Annotated in this window: 15 protein-coding genes; 7 read left to right on the top strand and 8 right to left on the bottom strand. The window is 61.8% G+C overall.

Annotated features, from left to right (window positions below; all coding sequences use genetic code 11):
- The first annotated feature begins 60 nt into the window (after positions 1 to 60).
- The 3 genes from ACORLH_RS02695 (at position 61) to murJ (ending at position 5716) form a co-directional block, all read left to right on the top strand.
- A complete protein-coding gene (locus ACORLH_RS02695) occupies positions 61 to 1242 on the top strand; it encodes a penicillin-binding protein activator (RefSeq protein WP_321831067.1) in 1182 nt (393 codons plus the stop codon).
- Positions 1243 to 1409: 167 nt separating this feature from the next.
- Positions 1410 to 4175 carry a [protein-PII] uridylyltransferase gene (locus tag ACORLH_RS02690; RefSeq protein ID WP_321831066.1) on the top strand — a complete coding sequence of 922 codons (2766 nt, stop codon included), beginning with the start codon at positions 1410 to 1412 and terminating at the stop codon, positions 4173 to 4175.
- The gene (gene murJ, locus ACORLH_RS02685) at positions 4172 to 5716 is read left to right on the top strand and encodes a murein biosynthesis integral membrane protein MurJ (protein WP_321831065.1); all 1545 of its coding nucleotides are present in this window, start codon (positions 4172 to 4174) and stop codon (positions 5714 to 5716) included. The genes ACORLH_RS02690 and murJ overlap by 4 nt, the downstream gene beginning before the upstream one ends.
- Before the next feature lie 79 nt (positions 5717 to 5795).
- Here murJ and ACORLH_RS02680 read toward each other — a convergent pair whose 3' ends face one another.
- A complete protein-coding gene (locus ACORLH_RS02680; protein WP_058243342.1) occupies positions 5796 to 6491 on the bottom strand; it encodes a rhomboid family intramembrane serine protease in 696 nt (231 codons plus the stop codon).
- Positions 6492 to 6576: 85 nt separating this feature from the next.
- On the opposite strand from ACORLH_RS02680, the gene trpS reads away from it, so the two are divergent.
- Positions 6577 to 7620, top strand: a complete 1044-nt coding sequence (trpS, locus tag ACORLH_RS02675) for a tryptophan--tRNA ligase (RefSeq protein ID WP_321831064.1) — start codon at positions 6577 to 6579, stop codon at positions 7618 to 7620.
- A 60-nt stretch (positions 7621 to 7680) separates the two neighbouring features.
- On the opposite strand, the gene ACORLH_RS02670 is transcribed toward trpS, so the two are convergent.
- Positions 7681 to 8154, bottom strand: a complete 474-nt coding sequence (locus ACORLH_RS02670; protein WP_321831063.1) for a hypothetical protein — start codon at positions 8152 to 8154, stop codon at positions 7681 to 7683.
- A gap of 191 nt (positions 8155 to 8345) precedes the next feature.
- On the opposite strand from ACORLH_RS02670, the gene ACORLH_RS02665 reads away from it, so the two are divergent.
- A complete protein-coding gene (locus ACORLH_RS02665; protein ID WP_321831062.1) occupies positions 8346 to 9209 on the top strand; it encodes a branched-chain amino acid aminotransferase in 864 nt (287 codons plus the stop codon).
- A 94-nt stretch (positions 9210 to 9303) separates the two neighbouring features.
- Here the strand turns inward: ACORLH_RS02665 and ACORLH_RS02660 are convergent, their stop codons facing one another.
- Complete coding sequence (locus tag ACORLH_RS02660; protein WP_058243345.1) at positions 9304 to 9750, bottom strand: low molecular weight protein-tyrosine-phosphatase; 447 nt, start codon at positions 9748 to 9750, stop codon at positions 9304 to 9306.
- A 62-nt stretch (positions 9751 to 9812) separates the two neighbouring features.
- On the opposite strand from ACORLH_RS02660, the gene ACORLH_RS02655 reads away from it, so the two are divergent.
- Positions 9813 to 10511 (top strand): NAD-dependent deacylase, encoded by a 699-nt coding sequence (locus ACORLH_RS02655; protein WP_321831061.1) that lies wholly within the window; start codon positions 9813 to 9815, stop codon positions 10509 to 10511.
- Between the two features lie 45 nt (positions 10512 to 10556).
- Here the strand turns inward: ACORLH_RS02655 and ACORLH_RS02650 are convergent, their stop codons facing one another.
- The 5 genes from ACORLH_RS02650 to meaB all read right to left on the bottom strand — a co-directional run bounded on the left by ACORLH_RS02650 (position 10557) and on the right by meaB (position 15086).
- Complete coding sequence (locus tag ACORLH_RS02650) at positions 10557 to 11027, bottom strand: copper chaperone PCu(A)C (RefSeq protein WP_058243347.1); 471 nt, start codon at positions 11025 to 11027, stop codon at positions 10557 to 10559.
- A gap of 58 nt (positions 11028 to 11085) precedes the next feature.
- Positions 11086 to 11433, bottom strand: coding sequence for a hypothetical protein (locus ACORLH_RS02645; RefSeq protein WP_321831060.1), 348 nt, complete (start codon positions 11431 to 11433; stop codon positions 11086 to 11088).
- Between the two features lie 105 nt (positions 11434 to 11538).
- Complete coding sequence (gene rpmB, locus ACORLH_RS02640) at positions 11539 to 11826, bottom strand: 50S ribosomal protein L28 (RefSeq protein ID WP_058243349.1); 288 nt, start codon at positions 11824 to 11826, stop codon at positions 11539 to 11541.
- A gap of 94 nt (positions 11827 to 11920) precedes the next feature.
- Entirely contained in the window at positions 11921 to 13828 is a 1908-nt protein-coding gene (locus tag ACORLH_RS02635) for an ABC transporter ATP-binding protein (RefSeq protein WP_321831059.1), read from the bottom strand.
- Positions 13829 to 14105: 277 nt separating this feature from the next.
- Entirely contained in the window at positions 14106 to 15086 is a 981-nt protein-coding gene (gene meaB / locus ACORLH_RS02630; RefSeq protein ID WP_321831058.1) for a methylmalonyl Co-A mutase-associated GTPase MeaB, read from the bottom strand.
- Positions 15087 to 15203: 117 nt separating this feature from the next.
- Between meaB and hrpB the strand changes: the two genes are divergently transcribed.
- Positions 15204 to 17660, top strand: coding sequence for an ATP-dependent helicase HrpB (gene hrpB, locus ACORLH_RS02625; RefSeq protein ID WP_321831057.1), 2457 nt, complete (start codon positions 15204 to 15206; stop codon positions 17658 to 17660).
- Positions 17661 to 17738 lie beyond the last annotated feature (78 nt).

Genomic DNA, 17738 nt, shown 5'->3' with positions numbered 1-17738 from the left:
ATTATCGGCGCAAAGACCATTCTGCGCATTTTCGCCGGTCCCGAAGGAGCCATTTATCCAATGTTCGCCGTTTTCAGCAGCGCCCGCAAGACTGCCCGTCGGGCAATTGTCCCGCTTTTCTCCGCCCTTTCGCTGACCGCTTTGGCCGCCTGTGTGCCAGCCACCAGCGGCGGCCCCTCGATCAACACCTCCAAACCCGTGCCCGTGGCCCTGCTGGTGCCCGGTGGCAGCGACAACGCAGGCGATGTCATTCTGGCGCAAAGCCTTGAAAATGCAGCCCGTCTGGCGATCACCGATCTGGACGGCGTGAACATTGATCTGCGCGTCTACAACACAGCCGGCAATGCGGATCAAGCCGCAAGTCAGGCTGTGGCCGCGGTACAGGACGGCGCCAAAATCATCCTTGGCCCGGTCTATTCTGCCTCAGCCAATGCGGCGGCGGTGGCGGTGGCGCCCCGCGGCGTGAACGTGCTGTCGTTTTCCAACAACACCTCGGTTGCCGGTGGTAACCTGTTTATCCTTGGCCCGACCTTCCAGAACACCGCAAACCGGCTGATTGCTCATGCGGCATCGCAGGGCAAAGGCAATGTTGTGATTGCCCATGACGCCTCGGTCGCGGGGACCTTGGGGCGCGATGCAATCTCGGGCGCGATCAGCCGCACAGCCGGTGCCTCGCTGGCTGAGGCCGTGCCCTATGAGCGCTCACAGCAGGGTGTTATTCAGGCGATCCCCACCATCCGGTCCGCGGTATCGAGCGGCGCCAGCTCGGTCTTCCTGACCGCAAGTTCCGAAGGTGCGCTGCCGCTTCTGAGCCAGCTGCTGGATGAATCCGGTGTGGACCCGGCCGAGACCCAGTATATCGGCCTGACCCGTTGGGACGTGCCGCCGCAGACACTTGAGCTGCCCGGGGTGCAGGGTGGCTGGTTTGCCAAGCCGGATCCGGCGCTGACGCAACAGTTCAGCAGCCGTTACAGCGCCGCCTTTGGCGCCACGCCACACCCGATCGGTGGTCTGGCCTATGACGGCATTGCCGCGATCGGTGCTTTGGTCAACGCCGGCAACCGTGACGCACTGACCGCCAGCGCGCTGACGCAGGGCGCTGGTTTCCAGGGGGTCAACGGGATCTTCCGTCTGCGCCCGGATGGCACCAATGAACGGGGTCTGGCCATTGCCCAGATCCAGGACAAGAAAGTGGTTATCATCAGCCCGGCGCCCCGCAGTTTTGGCGGTACCGGTTTCTGAACCAACATCCGGGGGGCCCAGCGCCCCCCGTTTCTGTTGCCCAACCACCGGCGCCCACCCTCCGCGGCCCTGCCGTGCTGATCCGGGCCTATGCAGCCGCCCTGTTCCGCGACCACACAGGCCCCGCCTGACCCGATAGAAGACGCCCCAAAGACAAAGGCCCACAGATGCTGAACCTCCCCAAAGCGCCGGACAAGCTGATTTGCCCGGCAGGCGACATCTTTGATGCCCAAGCCGTTGGCGCCGAAATCGCTGAGGCGGCGCAAACCGCACCGGATGCGGCCCTGTTGCGCAGCGCCGTGGTGCCGATCCTTCTGAAAGCGCGCAAGGCCGGGATGGCCGCCATTGCCGAAGCTTTTGCTGCCGATCCCTTCAAGGCGCGCCCCACCACACGGGCCTACACCTGGCTGACCGATTGTCTGGTGGTGACCGCCAAACATGTGGCCACCCAGTATATGCATCCAAACCCGGATGCCGGCGAAGAGGACCGGTTGAGCCTGCTGGCCGTCGGCGGCTACGGGCGTGGTGAAATGGCGCCGCAGTCTGACGTCGACCTGTTGTTCCTGACGCCGAAACAGATCACCCCCTGGGCCGAGAAGGTGATCGAATCGATGCTCTATATCCTGTGGGATCTGCGGCTGAAGGTCGGCCATGCCTCCCGCACGGTGCGCGATTGCCTGAAGCTGGGGCGCGAAGATTTCACCATCCGCACCGCATTGATGGAACATCGCTATCTGACCGGGGACGCGGAACTGCCGACGGAACTGGCGAAACGGCTGACCTCGGAGCTGTTCAAAGGCACTGCGGCGGAATTTATTGAGGCCAAGCTGGAAGAGCGTGACGCCCGTCATGAGCGCCAGGGCGGCCAGCGCTATGTGGTGGAGCCAAACGTCAAGGAGGGCAAAGGCTGCCTGCGTGACCTGCAATCGCTGTTCTGGATCGCCAAATACGTCCATAACGTCCGCAACGTTAAGGAGCTGGTGAAGCTCAATGTCTTCAGTGAGGATGAGTTTCAGCTGTTCAAACGGGCTGAGGATTTCCTTTGGGCGGTGCGCTGCCATCTGCATCTGATCACCAACCGGCCCTCGGATCAGCTGACCTTTGACCTGCAGGTCGAGGTTGCGGCCCGGATGGGCTATGAGGACCAGGACGGCCGCCGCGCGGTGGAACATTTCATGCAGGAATATTTCCGCAATGCCACCGCCACCGGCGATCTGACCCGCATCTTCCTGACCAAACTGGAAGCGATGCACGTCAAAAACGAGCCGCTGCTGCAACGGATTTTCCGCCGCAATCCGCGTGTCAAAAAAGGCTACAAGGTGGTCCACAACCGTCTGGCGGTGGACAATGAGAAGGCCTTCCTTGCTGACAAACTGAACCTGCTGCGCCTGTTCGAGGAGGCGCTGCGCACCGGTATGTTGATCCACCCGGATGCGATGCGTCTGGTTTCAGCCAACCTTGATCTCATCGACGATGAGATGCGCAATGACAAAGAGGCGCGGCGGCAGTTTCTGGATCTGATGCTGAAACACGGCAACCCCGAACGCGCCCTGCGCCGGATGAATGAACTGGGGGTTCTGTCAGCCTTTATCCCCGAGTTTGAGCCGATCGTGGCGATGATGCAGTTCAACATGTACCACCACTACACCGTGGATGAGCACACGATCCAATGCATCCGCAACCTCAGCGAAATCGAACATGGCGATCTGGTGGAAAGCCTGCCGTTGGTTTCGGGCATCCTGAAGGAAGGGGTGAACCGCAAGGTGATCTATGTGGCGCTGCTGCTGCATGACATCGGCAAAGGCCGTGATGAAGATCACTCAATCCTTGGCGCCAAGATCGCGCGCAAAGTAGCGCCGCATCTGGGCCTGTCCAAGTCTGAGGTCGAGACGGTGGAATGGCTGGTGCGCTATCACCTGTTGATGTCGGACATGGCGCAGAAACGCGATATCTCGGACCCGCGCACAGTACGTGCCTTTGCCAAGGCGGTGAAAACCCGCAAGCGGTTGGATCTGCTGACCGTGCTGACGGTCTGTGACATTCGTGGCGTGGGCCCTGACACCTGGAACAACTGGAAGGCCGTGCTGATCCGCCAGCTGCACCGCGATACCGCGCAGGCGCTGGAACACGGGCTGGAAGAGGTCAATCGCGAAAACCGTGGCGCCGAGGCGCGCAAGCTGCTGCGCGAGCGGCTGTCGGACTGGGACAGCGCCCCGTTGCGGACGGAAACCGGCCGCCATTACCCGCCTTATTGGCAAGGTCTCGACACCAACACCCATGCGGTCTTTGCCACCTTGCTGCGCGACATCCCCGATGATGAGGTGCGCATCGACCTGCACCCGGATCTGGACCGCGATGCGACCCGCGCCTGTTTTGCCCTTGTCGATCACCCCGGCATCTTTTCCCGCCTCAGCGGCGCGTTGGCACTTGTCGGGGCCAATGTGGTGGACGCGCGCACCTATACCTCCAAGGATGGCTATGCCACTGCGGTCTTCTGGGTGCAGGACGCGGATGGCCACCCCTATGAGGAAGAGCGCCTGCCCCGGCTGACCCAGATGATCAAAAAGATCCTGCTGGGTGAGGTGAAAGCCACCGAAGCGATGAAATCGCGCGACAAGATCAAGAAACGCGAACGTGCCTTCCGGGTGCCGACCTCGATCACCTTTGATAACGAAGGATCGGATATCTACACCATCATCGAGGTGGACACCCGCGACCGGCCCGGCCTGTTGTTTGATCTGACCCGGACGCTGGCCAACAACAACGTCTATATCGCCTCGGCCGTGATCGCGACCTATGGCGAACAGGTGGTCGACAGCTTCTACGTCAAAGACATGTTCGGGCTGAAGTTCCACTCGGCCCCGCGCCAAAAGACGCTGGAAAAGAAGCTGCGCGAAGCCATCACTGAGGGCGCGGAAAGGGCCATTTCATGAAGTCGATCCGCCTGATTTCCGGCTTCCTGACGGTTGGCGCCTGGACCTTGCTGAGCCGGGTTCTGGGGTTTGTGCGCGATGCGATGATCCTGGCCTATCTGGGCACCGGCCCGGCCTATGAGGCCTTTGTGGTGGCGTTCCGCCTGCCCAATATGTTCCGCCGGTTCTTTGCCGAAGGCGCATTCAACATGGCCTTCATTCCGCAATATTCCAAACGGCTAGAAGGCGATGAAGACCCCAGCGGTTTTGCCAGTCAGGCCATCAGTGGTCTGGCCACGGTGCTGATCGTTCTGACCCTTCTGGCGCAGCTGACGATGCCCTGGCTGATCTACGGTCTGGCCTCGGGCTTTGCCGGGCAGGAACAGTTTGACCTCTCCGTTGCTTTTGGGCGGATCGCCTTTCCTTACATCCTGTTCATATCCCTCGCGGCACTGCTGTCTGGGGTATTGAACGCCCATGGCCGGTTTGCGGCTGCAGCGGCGGCGCCGGTCCTGCTGAACATCCTGATGGTCGGGGCCATGCTGGGGGCGGTTCTGGCCGGGGGTGATGTGGCGCAAAGCCTGGTCTGGATGGTGCCCTTTGCCGGGATCGCGCAGATGGGGCTGGTCTGGATTGCGGCACAACGTGCGGGCATCAGCATCCGCTTGCAACGGCCCCGGTTCAGCCCCGAGATGAAGCAGCTGGTGATCGTCGCCGTGCCCGCCGCCCTGGCAGGTGGTGTGGTGCAGGTGAACCTGTTGGTCGGCCAGCAGGTCGCCAGCTATTTCGACCGCGCCGTGGGCTGGCTCTATGCAGCGGACCGGCTGTACCAGCTGCCGCTTGGTGTGGTGGGCATCGCCATCGGTGTGGTGCTGTTGCCGGACCTGTCACGCCGGCTGAAGGCCGGGGATCACGACGGATCGCGCAACGCGCTGAGCCGGGCGGCAGAGATTTCACTGGCGCTGACCATCCCGGCGGCTGTGGCTCTGGTGGTTGTTCCGCTGCCGCTGGTTTCGGTCCTGTTTGAACGGGGTGCGATGACCTCAGATGACAGCGCGGCCATTGCGGTGGCAGTTGCGATCTATGGCCTAGGTCTGCCGGCCTTTGTCTTGCAGAAAATCCTGCAGCCGCTGTTCTTTGCCCGCGAAGACACCAAAACCCCATTCCGTTATGCCCTTGGGGCTATGGTTGTGAACGCGGTGATTGCCGTTGGCCTTGCGCCGTTTATCGGCTGGATCGCCTCGGCGATTGCGACCACGCTGGCGGGCTGGGCGATGGTGGCCAGGCTGGGCGTTGGCGCGCGCGGATTTGGCGATGTGGCCCGCTTTGATCGCCGGTTTCACAGTCGGATCTGGCGCATCGTCGCCGCCTCCTTTGCGATGGGGGCGGTGCTGTGGATGGCCAATGTGGCACTGACCCCGTTTCTGGGCATGGCCGGCCTGCGCTATGGCGCCTTGGCCGTGCTGGTTCTGATCGGAATGGCCAGTTACTTCGGCATTGGACAGCTGATCGGAGCCTTCCGTCTGGCCGAGTTCAAAAGCGCGATGCGAAGAGGTGGCTGAAGACTAGGCTGAAGACGGGGCGAATAAGGACGGGGCGGCTGAGACTGCCCCGATCTATTGCCCCCAATCAGTGCCAAATTCAGCGGGTGCGCAACCGATCCCGCAACCGGCGCAGCCCGCCGGGGATCAGGAACACCGCCAGAACCAACCCGGTGACAAAGCCCGCCACATCAGCCAGCCAGTCCGGCGTGCCGCCAAACAGCGCACCAAAGAGCAGCTGAATGCCCAGCAAGAAACCGATCAGCGAAAACGCCCGGATCTGCTGTTCGCCCAGCATGCCAAGACGCAGCCACAGCAGGTAGGTATAGGCGCCGATCATCGCATAGGCGCCGGGATAGGCCCCGATCAACGGGGTATCCACATCCAGCACCAGCCCGTAGATCAGCGCCCCATTGGCCGCTCCCATGACAAAGAACAACAGCAGTGCAAATTGGTTATAAACCTCCCCCGCCATCTTGCCGAGCGCCAGGAGGATCACACAGCCAAACAGCGCATGCACAAAGCTGAGATGCACAAACCCGTAGGTGACAAAGCGCACCATATGTTCAAACGGGTACTGCCCGGTGGCCCGCATCCATTCAAAGATCTCATCCGAGAAGGCGTATTTTTGCAGCGCCGCCAACCGCCAGCCCACCGCCTCGGGCCCGCCAAGAATGCCGCGCGCGCCGAGATTGAACAGAACCTCGATCCCCAGAATGAACAGGAACAGCGCCACGATCACCGGCGGCAGCGGGTTCACCGGGTTGTTGTCTGCTTGCATGTTTTCGTCGTTCATTCCCTGCTCCTCAGATGCCCGCCTTGACGGGGGTATGGGGCATGGGTAAGCCACCAGAACAGATAAATCCAGACGGAGAACCACCATGTCGGATGCGGTCCAAACGCAATCCACCCCGAACGCCGGGTTTACCCCCCGGGTGTTTTCGGGCATCCAGCCCTCTGGCGGGCTGACCCTTGGCAACTACCTTGGCGCAATCAAACGTTTCGTTGAGAAACAGGCAGAGCAGATTGAGCAGGTCTACTGTGTTGTGGACATGCACGCCATCACCGTCTGGCAAGACCCTGAGGCCCTGCGCCGCCAGACCCGCGAATTGACCGCCGGCTACCTGGCCGCTGGGATCGATCCGACCCGTTCGATCCTGTTCAACCAAAGTCAGGTGAAAGAACACGCCGAACTGGGCTGGATCTTCAACTGCGTCGCCCGCATGGGCTGGATGCAGCGCATGACCCAGTGGAAGGACAAGGCGGGCAAGAACACCCAGAACGCCTCGCTCGGGCTCTTGGCCTACCCGTCGCTGATGGCGGCGGACATTCTGGTCTACCACGCCACCGAAGTGCCGGTGGGTGAGGATCAGAAACAGCACGTGGAACTGACCCGCGACATCGCAACCAAGTTCAACCACGACTACGGTGTGGATTTCTTTCCGATCCCCGAACCCCGGATCGAAGGCGCGGCCACCCGTGTCATGTCGCTGCGCGATGGCTCCAAGAAGATGTCGAAGTCCGACCCTTCTGACGCCAGCCGCATCAACATGACCGATGACGCCGACACGATCGCCAAGAAGATCCGCAAAGCCAAAACCGATCCCGAGGCGCTGCCGTCTGAGGCCAAAGGCCTGGAAGACCGCCCCGAGGCCCGCAACCTGGTGAACATCTACGCCGGTCTGGCCGAAATGTCGGTGGATCAGGTGCTGGCCGAAGCCGGTGGCAAGCAGTTCTCGGAATTCAAACCAATGCTGTCGGAGCTGGCGGTGGCCAAGCTGTCGCCGATCTCAAATGAAATGTCCCGCCTGATGCAGGACCCGGCTGAGATCGATCGCATCCTGGGCCAAGGCGCCGATCGCGCCCGCGAAATCGCCGCGCCGATCCTGACCAAAACCAAAGAGATTGTCGGCATGGTCGGGTAAGACCCGATACCAGACAGGAAAAGGGCCCCAGCCGGGGCCCTTTTTGTTTCTAGGGCGATGTTACAGCGCGGCCGCGCGTTCGCCGGCGGCGCGCATGGCTCGATAGGCCAGCAACGTGCCCGGCAGACCACTATAGTCGACCCGCAGGAACCCGTCGTCACCGCGCTGCACCAGATGCGCGTAGCGGCTGTCGGCCAGCAGATCCTCCGCCAGAACACCCACAAACATCTCGTCACTGCCAATATAGCGATAGGCATAGAGCGACGGGCCGCCGTCCAGCGCGTCCACCCGGGTGACATCCGTCTTCAGTCGCAAATCTGACGGCAGCGGCGCTGGGACCGGTGCGGGCGCGGGTGTAGGATCAGCGCCGTTGCTGTTTGACGCGATCAGGCCGCCCACAATCACGGCCCCGACAAACAGACAGACCTCTTTGTTGGCTTCGCAGAACCGCGGCTCCCCCGATGGTGTGTAACCGCAGCCGGCTACCAGCAACATCGCTGACGCGCAGGTTGCGGAAATCAAAGGTTTAATCACTCTACCCCTCCTTGTTCATTGTAGAAAAACAACCATTGCAAGTGTGATACCAATTCACGCGCGTCACTGCGATAAGGCTGGCGCGGGTTGTACAGCGGTCCATCCGCTACCGTAGCTGCCCCCACTGGACGCCCCGGCGGATCCCCCCTAGGTTGCCCCCACGCAAAGATCACGATCACGGGGTTCAAACCATGGCGCTCAGCAACACCATCCGCACCTATTACAAAGGCACCTGGCATCAGGGCGATCTGCCGGTGATGAACGCCGCCGATCACGGCGCCTGGCTGGGCTCTACCGTGTTTGACGGGGCGCGGTTTGTGAACGGGTTGACCCCGGACCTCGACAAACACTGCGCCCGCACCAACCGGTCTGCCAAGGCGCTGATGCTGAACCCCACCGTTTCGGCCGAGGAGATGGAACAGATCGTTCTGGAGGGGCTGCGCGGCTTTGATCCCGGCGCGGCGGTCTATATCCGGCCGATGTATTGGGGCATTCACGGCGATGCCACCGGCATTGTCCCGGTGCAGGAAGAAACTGGTTTCTGCATCTCGCTTGAAGAGATCCCGATGGCCCCGGAAGGCGCCTCCACCACGCTGACCCGCACCCGATTCCGCCGCCCGGTGCTGGAGGATGCGGTGGTTGATGCCAAGGCCGGCTGCCTCTACCCCAACAACGCCCGCATGATCGCCGAGGCGAAATCCAAAGGGTTCGGCAACGCGCTGGTGGCGGATGCCATGGGCAATGTGGCAGAAACCGGTTCCGCCAATATCTTCATGGTCAAAGATGGTGAGGTCTTCACCCCGATCCCCAATGGCACCTTCCTGGCCGGGATCACCCGCGCGCGCCACATTGCAAACCTGCGAGCGGACGGTGTGACCGTAAATGAAACCGTGCTGAGCTTTGAGGATTTCCACGGCGCGGATGAGGTCTTCATGTCCGGCAATATGAACAAGGTCACCCCTGTCACCGCCTTTGACGACACCAAGTATCAGATCGGTCCTATGACCAAACGGGTGAAAGAGCTCTACTGGGACTGGGCCGCCAGCGCGCGCTAAGCTCGCGCTTTCACTGTTTCAAAAATACTCAAAATCCCGCCGTGCGTCCCCAGCGCGGCGGTGTCTTTTTGGGCAGGGCTTATTGCGGCCGGTCTTATTGTGGCTGGGGCAGCGTCGCCAGAAACCCGTCTGCCGCCGCTTCGATCAGCTCAACCACGGCATCAAATTCGCCGGTGTAATAGGGATCGGGCACATCGCCGATGTCACGCCCGGCGAAAGGCGCAAACCGTTTGACCGGGGTCAGATTGCCCGGCGGGCGCATCGCCTCCACATCGGCCTGATTGCGGCCATCCATCACCAGGATCATATCAAAGCGCATGAAATCGGCCGGGTGAAACGGGCGCGAGACCTGCTCGGTGATGTTATAGCCTTTGCGCAGGGCTGCGTGCTGCATCGGCACATAAGGCGGATCCCCCGCATGCCAGTCCGAGGTGCCGGCAGAATCGACCAGCAGATGCGGCGCTTTCTGGCGCAGCACACCCTCTGCCATTGGGGAACGGCAGATATTTCCAAGGCACACAAAGAGGATACGTCTGGTCATCACCTTCTCCTTCGGGGCAGAGTGTAGCGGCCCCCGATCCCACCGCAAGGAGACCCATCCCAATGAGTGCTGAAAAAATCGTTATCCTGACCGGGGCGGGTATTTCCGCCGAAAGCGGCCTTGGCACCTTTCGCGATGAAGACGGGCTTTGGGCGCAGCACCGGATTGAGGATGTGGCCACCCCGGAAGGTTTCGCCGCCAATCCGCAGCTGGTGCATGATTTCTACAACGCCCGGCGCACCCAATCGGTTGCTGCCACCCCCAATGCAGCCCACCAGGCGCTGGCCCGGCTGGAGGCGGCGCACCCCGGTGAGGTGCTGGTGGTGACCCAGAATGTCGACGGGCTGCATGAGGCGGCCGGATCAAAGGCGGTGATGCATATGCATGGGGCGCCTTCAGGGGCGCTTTGCGCGGCTTGTGAGCACCGCTGGCCGGCCCCTTTGGTCATGGCGCCCAGTGATCCTTGCCCTGCCTGCGCCAAGCCCACCACGCGGCCTGATATCGTCTGGTTTGGCGAAATGCCCTATGACATGGACCAGATCTGGGACCACCTGCGGGCGGCGGATCTGTTTGTGGCGATTGGCACCTCGGGCAATGTCTATCCAGCGGCAGCCTTTGTGCAGGACGCCGCGCGATACGGCGCCCATACGGTTGAATTGAACCTGGAAGCCTCCGCCACCATCAGCGATTTTGCAGAGGCCCGGTTTGGCAAGGCCAGTGAGGTGGTGCCAGCCTGGGTGGCAGAGGTGCTGGGCACATAAAAACGGCCCCGAAGGGCCGTTGATCTGTTCAGCAGTGTGATGCCCTTAGTGGGACATCTTGTGGTCACCGTGGCCGCCTTTGCGCTTCAGGTCGACAGGCACGTCAACCACCACGTCACCGGCTTTTTCAAAGGTCAGCGTGACCTCAATCACCTTGCCCTGCTCGAAGCTTTCGGTCAGGCCCATCATCATCACATGGTGGCCGCCGCGTTCCAGCATCAGCATGTCACCCGCTGCGATCTCAAAGCCCTCCGGCACATGCATCATCTGCATCACGCCGTCGCTGATTTCTTTGTGGGTGTGTAGTTCGACCTTCTTGGCCACCGTTGCCTTGGCATCGATCAGCCGGTCATCCTGACCGGAATGGTTCATGATCATCATGAAGGCCGCACCGGTTTTCGCCATTGGGGTGGCGGCACGGGCATAGGGGTCTTTGACCATGATGCCTTCGGCCAGGGCAGGCATAGCAACAAATGCGGCAGCCGCCGCAGCGAGGAGGGTGGTTTTCAACGACATAATTCTGGTTCCTGTAGTCTGTCTGTCTTTGGGGGCCCGTTGGAGCGGGCGATAAGGATCAGGACAGAACCGGCGGACCACGAGCGCTGGCTGGAATGACCTCAGCGGCAATCGCCTTTTGGCCACGCTCGATTCGCAGCACCACACCCTGCCCCAGAGGACGCAAATTTGGGACAAAGCTGGACTGCAGGAGCGCCACCAGACTGACCGAGCAGTCGGGGCAATAATGCGGAGGATCAACGGGCTGGCCGTCGTCGTCGTAGTATACTGTAACGGTCTCATTGCCGATACACAGCACCATTTCGCCCACAGGGTCCGACATGCCACGCGCCAGTGCCATGGTCTGTGTGGTCAGAACCATGCAAAGCGCGATCAGCACCGCCAGATATGTGCGCAAAAGTGCCATACATCCCCTATAGGCCGATCTGATCGGAAGGGGAAGATGGCAAAAGGAAACAGCCCCATCCCAAAGGGGATGAGGCTGCTTTATCCTTGAAGGATCCGGAAGAGATTAAGCGGAGGCCTGTGCCTTCGCGATCTGCTTCTTGATCTTCAGCGCGTTGGCCGACAGCTCAACGTCTTTGGCTTTTGCCAGGAACGCGTCCAGACCACCACGGTGGTCAACGGAGCGCAGAGCAGCCGCCGAAATGCGCAGTTTGAAGCCGCGGCCCAGGGCCTCGGACTGCAGGGTAACGTCGTTCAGGTTCGGCAGGAAACGACGTTTGGTTTTGTTGTTAGCATGGCTGACATTGTTGCCAGACATCGGGCCTTTTCCGGTCAGTTCGCAACGGCGCGACATGGGTCTATCCTCGTCTCTTCGCGGGGCGCTAGACGACCCCTTCAACATAAATGGGTGCCGCCAACAGCGGTGCCCAGAATTCCGTTCGGCGTCATTAGGCGGAATCAGTAGGGAGGTCAAGGGCCAGATCCGAAGCCGCAGCGGATTCCTTACCGCTTTGACCGTCCTGATCCCCAACGTCCCCGATAAACCCACCAGACTGACGCGCCCAGAGGCCCGCATAGACGCCGCCCTTGGCCAACAGATCCTCATGGCTGCCATCCTCAATGATCCGGCCTTCGTCCATGACGACGATCCGGTCCATCTGCGCAATGGTCGACAGGCGGTGGGCAATGGCGATCACCGTCTTGCCCTCCATCAAACCAAAGAGCGTGTCCTGTATGGCGGCTTCCACCTCACTATCAAGGGCCGAGGTGGCCTCATCCAGCACCAGGATCGGTGCGTCTTTCAGGATGACGCGGGCGATGGCGATCCGCTGCCGCTGTCCGCCGGACAGTTTCACACCCCGTTCACCCACATGGGCATTATAGCCCTTGCGGCCTTTGGGATCTTCCAGCGTGGCGATGAACTGATATGCCTCTGCACGGGCGGCGGCGGCCATCATCTCATCCTCGCTGGCGCTTTGGCGGCCATAAAGGATGTTGGCGCGAATCGACCGGTGCAGCAGGGAATTGTCCTGACTGACCATGCCGATCTGCTGGCGCAGCGAGGTTTGCTTGACCTCACGAATGTCCTGACCGTCGATCAGGATCTGGCCGTTCTCTGCATCGCGGAACCGCAGCAAGAGGTTCACGAGCGAAGATTTCCCTGCCCCGGAACGCCCCACCAGCCCAACCTTCTGGCCCGGTGCGATGGACAGGTTCACATGGTCCAATCCGCCACGCCCTTTGCCGTAGTGGTGGCTGACATCGCGAAACTCGATCGCCGCCTTTTCCACTGACAGCTTAGGCGCAACCTCCCGGTCGGTCACATCATGGGCCACCGCAACGGATTGCAGACCCTCCCGGATCACACCGGCGTGCTCAAACAGGCGCACCGTGACCCACATGATCCAGCCGGACATGCCGTTCAGACGAATGGTCAGCGCCGACGCAGCCGCCACCTCACCGACCGAGATCACACCGTTCGACCACAGCCAGACCGCCGGGCTCATCATGCCAAGGATCAAAACGCCATTGATGACGTTCAGACCAAAGCTCAGCTCAGTCATCAGGCGCAGGAACCGCTGGAAGCGCAGGCGCAACCGGCGCATGGCCGACAGGACATAACGTTCTTCGGTGCCTTCATCGGCAAACAGCTTGATGGTTTCGATGTTGGAATAGGCATCCACCACCCGCGCTGTCACCATGGACCGTGCGCCCGACCACTTCTCAGAGGCATGAGCGACGCGCACAGCGATGTAGCGCACGTAGAAGACGTAGATCACCACCCAGACCAGCAGCGGCACAGCCAAGAGCGGATGCACGCCCGACAGGATCAGCGCGGCGGACACCACATAGGTCAAGGCATACCAGATGCCCTCAAAGGACATGTAAACGGCATCTTCAACCGCGCCGCCCATCTGCATCACGCGGTTAGAAAGACGCCCGGCAAAATCATTCTGGAAGAAGCTGGTGGATTGCCCCAGCAGGTGTTTATGCGCGCGCCAGCGCACCTGTTCCTGCATGTTACCCGCCAAGAGCTGTTCCAGGAACAGGTGGTTGATGGCGATGAACAGGGGCCGGATCATCAGGATGAACGCTGCCGCCAGCAGCAGTTCAGTGCCGTGATTGTCAAACAGTTCAGCCGGGGTGTTGCCGCCCAAAAGGTCGATCAACCGGCCGGAGTAAAAGATCAGCCCAGTTTCCACGAGCGCCACAAGGACGCCGGTGATGGCCATCGCCACCATCCATTTGCGGAACGGGCCGACTTGGGTTTTCAGATAGGCCCAAAGGGTTTTGGGCGGTGTGGCCTCATCAAACGAGGCAAAAGGATCAACAAGGTTCTCAAAGAATCGGAACATGACGGGACCTACGGGTTAAATGGAAACCGCAAAACTGAAGATCAGCAAAGCGTTTCAGTGTCTGAGTGTCAGAAAGTAACGGGCAAGGATGTATGCGAAGATACGGGGCGGTGGCTTAGGGTCACCGTCACGCAGGGAACGGCGACCTTAGGAAAAGGTGCGTGGAATTCCCTGATACATCTGATTGCCTCCGTCATTAGGTGAGACAGTGCTAGCGCAAGCAATTTGCGCTGTCACGTCTTTTCTAGGGTTTTCTGAGTATGCAATTGCACACCTTTCAGCTGTGCTTCAGCTGCTCCAGCATCCGCTGCGCCGCCACAGTTGGGCTGACTGCACCGGTGGCCACATCCAGCCCCAGCTGATCCATCGCGCCTTTTGCCGCCGCGGTCTGCAGCTGGGCCAGCAGCGCCTGCTTGACCTCTTCTTCGAACCAGAACCGGGCCTGCGCGGCGCGGCGGCCCTCAAAATGGCCATTCTCACGCCGCCAGTCTGTCAACGTGCACATTTCTTCCCAGGCCTTGGTCAGACCGTCCTCCTCCAGCGCCGAAACCGTCATCGCCTTGGGGAAGCCTTGGGGATCCTGGGGCCGTTTGCGCAGCAGCCTGAGGGCGCCGGAATAGTCGGCGCAGGTGCGGGTTGCCGTGGCTTTCAAATCGCCATCGGCTTTGTTCACTAGGATGATATCGGCCATCTCCATGATGCCACGCTTCACCCCCTGCAATTCGTCACCACCCGCAGGCGCCAGCAGCAGGATGAACAGGTCCGACATTTCCGCCACAACGGTTTCGGACTGGCCCACGCCCACGGTCTCAATGAGGATGACGTCAAACCCCGCCCCCTCGCAAAGCGCCACCGCCTCACGGGTGCGCCGCGCCACGCCGCCCAGATGCGACTGGCTGGGCGAAGGGCGGATAAAGGCGTTGGGATTGCGGCTGAGCCGCTTCATCCGGGTTTTGTCACCCAGGATCGAGCCGCCAGAACGCGCCGAACTGGGGTCCACCGCCAGCACAGCCACCCTGAGACCCCGTTCGGTCAGAAAGGTGCCAAAGCTTTCAATAAAGGTGGATTTACCCACCCCCGGCGTGCCCGACAGGCCGATGCGCACCGCCTGATGCGGGGCTTTGCGGCGGATCTCCTCCACCAGCGCAGCGGCCTGGGCGCGATGATCTTCGCGGCTGCTTTCCACCAGGGTGATGGCGCGGGCCAAGGCCCGTCGGTCCTGTGCCACAACCTTGTCGCTCAAGCCCTGAATATCCATGCCGCCCCCTGCTGCGCCGCTTCCTTGTCGCGTTTCTGCCAAGGTGGCGCGGCGCTGTCCAGTGCTGGTGCCCGCCTGCGGCTTTACCCCGCGCCCTCCATGGCGGATAAGCGTGCCATGTCCCAATTGACCCAATTGCCGATCCACGACGCCCTGCCCGATCTGATCTCTGCGCTGAAAACGCGGGGACGTGCGGTGTTGCAGGCGCCGCCCGGCGCGGGGAAAACCACCGTGGTGCCGCTGGCCATGCTGGAGGCAGGCCTGACCGAAGGCCGCATCCTGATGCTGGAACCGCGCCGCCTGGCGGCACGTGCGGCGGCAGAACGTATGGCGCAAACCTTGGGCGAACCGTTGGGCCAGACCGTGGGCTACCGCATTCGCGGCGAAAGCAAACGCTCAGCCGAAACCCGGATTGAGGTGGTGACCGAGGGCATCCTGACCCGGATGATCCAGTCCGACCCTGAACTGACGGGCATCGGCGCGGTGATCTTTGATGAATTTCACGAACGCTCCCTCACCGCGGATCTGGGATTGGCCTTGTGCCTGGAGATTGCCGAGGCGCTGCGCGATGACCTGATCCTGCTGGCCATGTCGGCCACATTGGACGCAGAACCGGTGGCGGGGATCATGGGCGACGTGCCGGTGGTGACCTCCGAAGGGCGGGCCTATCCGGTGGATCTGAAATGGCTCGATCGGCCGTTGCCGCCGAAACATCGCCTGCCCGAAGAGGTGGCCAAGCTGGTCGCCCATGCGGTTGCTGAAACCGAAGGCGGCGTGCTGGTGTTCCTGCCCGGCGAAGGCGAGATCCGCCGCACCGAGGCGCTGCTGAAGGATCGGCTGCCGCCGGAGTGTTCATTGCACATGCTGTTTGGTGCAATGGAGTTTGCCAAGCAACGCGCCGCGATTGAGCCGGCCAAACAGGGCCGCAAGGTGGTGCTGGCAACCTCAATCGCAGAAACCTCACTGACCATTCAGGATGTGCGGGTGGTAGTGGACGCAGGCCGCGCCCGCCGTGCACGGTTTGATCCCGGATCAGGCATGTCGCGGCTGGTGACGGAAAAGGTAACGAAGGCCGAGGCCACCCAGCGCGCCGGACGTGCAGGCCGTGTGGCTGAGGGCACCTGTTACCGGCTGTGGACCAAGGGCGAAGAAGGCGGGCTGCAGCCCTTCCCACCGGCGGAGATTGACACCGCGGATCTGTCGGGACTGGCGCTGGAACTGGCGCTTTGGGGCGCGGCGCCGGCTGATCTAGCCTTCCTGACGCCGCCCAATGCGGGCACCTATGCAGAGGCGCAGGCGCTATTGCGGATGCTGGGGGCGCTGGATGAGGCGGGCCGGATCACCGAACATGGCCGCCGCATTGCCGCCCTGCCGCTGCATCCGCGTTTGGCCCATATGCTGAGCGTTGCAGGCCCGGACGCCGCGCCTCTGGCCGCACTCCTGGCCGATCGCGATCCCTTGGCGCGGTCCGCACCGGCGGATCTGGCGCTGCGCATTGCGGCGGTGCGCGATTTCCGCAGCTACAGCGATCGCCATCCCCATGCCGCCAATCGCGGCGCGGTGGAGCGGATCAAACAAGAGGCCAAACGGCTGGCCCGTCAGGCTGACAAAACCGATGGAGGCTATTCCAACGCGGAACTGGCCGCATTGGCCTACCCCGACCGTATCGGGTTACGCCGCAAAGGGGATGCCGCGCGGTTTGTGCTCTCGGGGGGCAAAGGCGCGGTGATGGAGGATCACGACCCGCTGGCCGGCAGCCGCCTGATCGTGGCCACAGATCTGGACGGCAACCCGCGGGAGGCCAAAATCCGCCAGGCGATCCAGATTTCAGAGGCTGAGGTGCGCAGCCTTTACGGCGACCAGATCAACTGGATCGACAGCTGCGCCTGGTCGAAACGCGAACGTCGGGTGATTGCCCGGCGGCAGGAACGGTTCGGTACTGTGGCGCTGGATGACCGCATCTGGAAAGACGCCCCCGATGAGGCCGTGGCCGAGGCGATGTTGGACGGGGTGCGCGATCTGGGGCTACGCCCATCGGACGCCGCGAAACGGTTCATTGCCCGTGTCATGCTGGTGCGGGACACCTTACCGGATCTGCCGGACATGTCCGAAGACGCGCTGATGGCGGGTATTGAGGACTGGTTGCTGCCGCATCTCGGCGGGGTGAAAACCGCAGACCAGTGGAAGAAGTTTGATATCCTCAATGCGCTGCGCGCCGTGTTGGACTGGAACCAGATGCAGGCGCTGGACAAGGCGGCGCCGGCGCATTTCATCACCCCGCTGGGGCGGCAGATCCCGATCGATTATTCCGGCGAGGTGCCCGAAATCAGCCTGCGCCTGCAGGAAATGTTCGGCCAGAAAACCCACCCGATGGTCGGCCGCACCCCCTTGCGGGTGACCCTGCTGTCCCCGGCACAACGCCCCGTTCAGACCACCATGGATATCCCCGGGTTCTGGGCCAGTTCCTATGCGGATGTGCGCAAAGACATGCGCGGTCGCTACCCCAAACACCCCTGGCCCGAGGATCCCACCGAGGCCGATCCGACCCTCAGGGCGAAACGGCGCGGCACCTGACATCCAATTGATACATTCTGCAGGCACTTTTGCCTTTTGTCACAATTCCTATATAAGGCTCTGTCAAAACAAACGAGC

It is taken from the genome of Thalassovita sp., from assembly GCF_963691685.1.
Lineage (GTDB): Bacteria > Pseudomonadota > Alphaproteobacteria > Rhodobacterales > Rhodobacteraceae > Thalassobius.
This window is presented reverse-complemented; position numbering and strand designations above follow the sequence as displayed.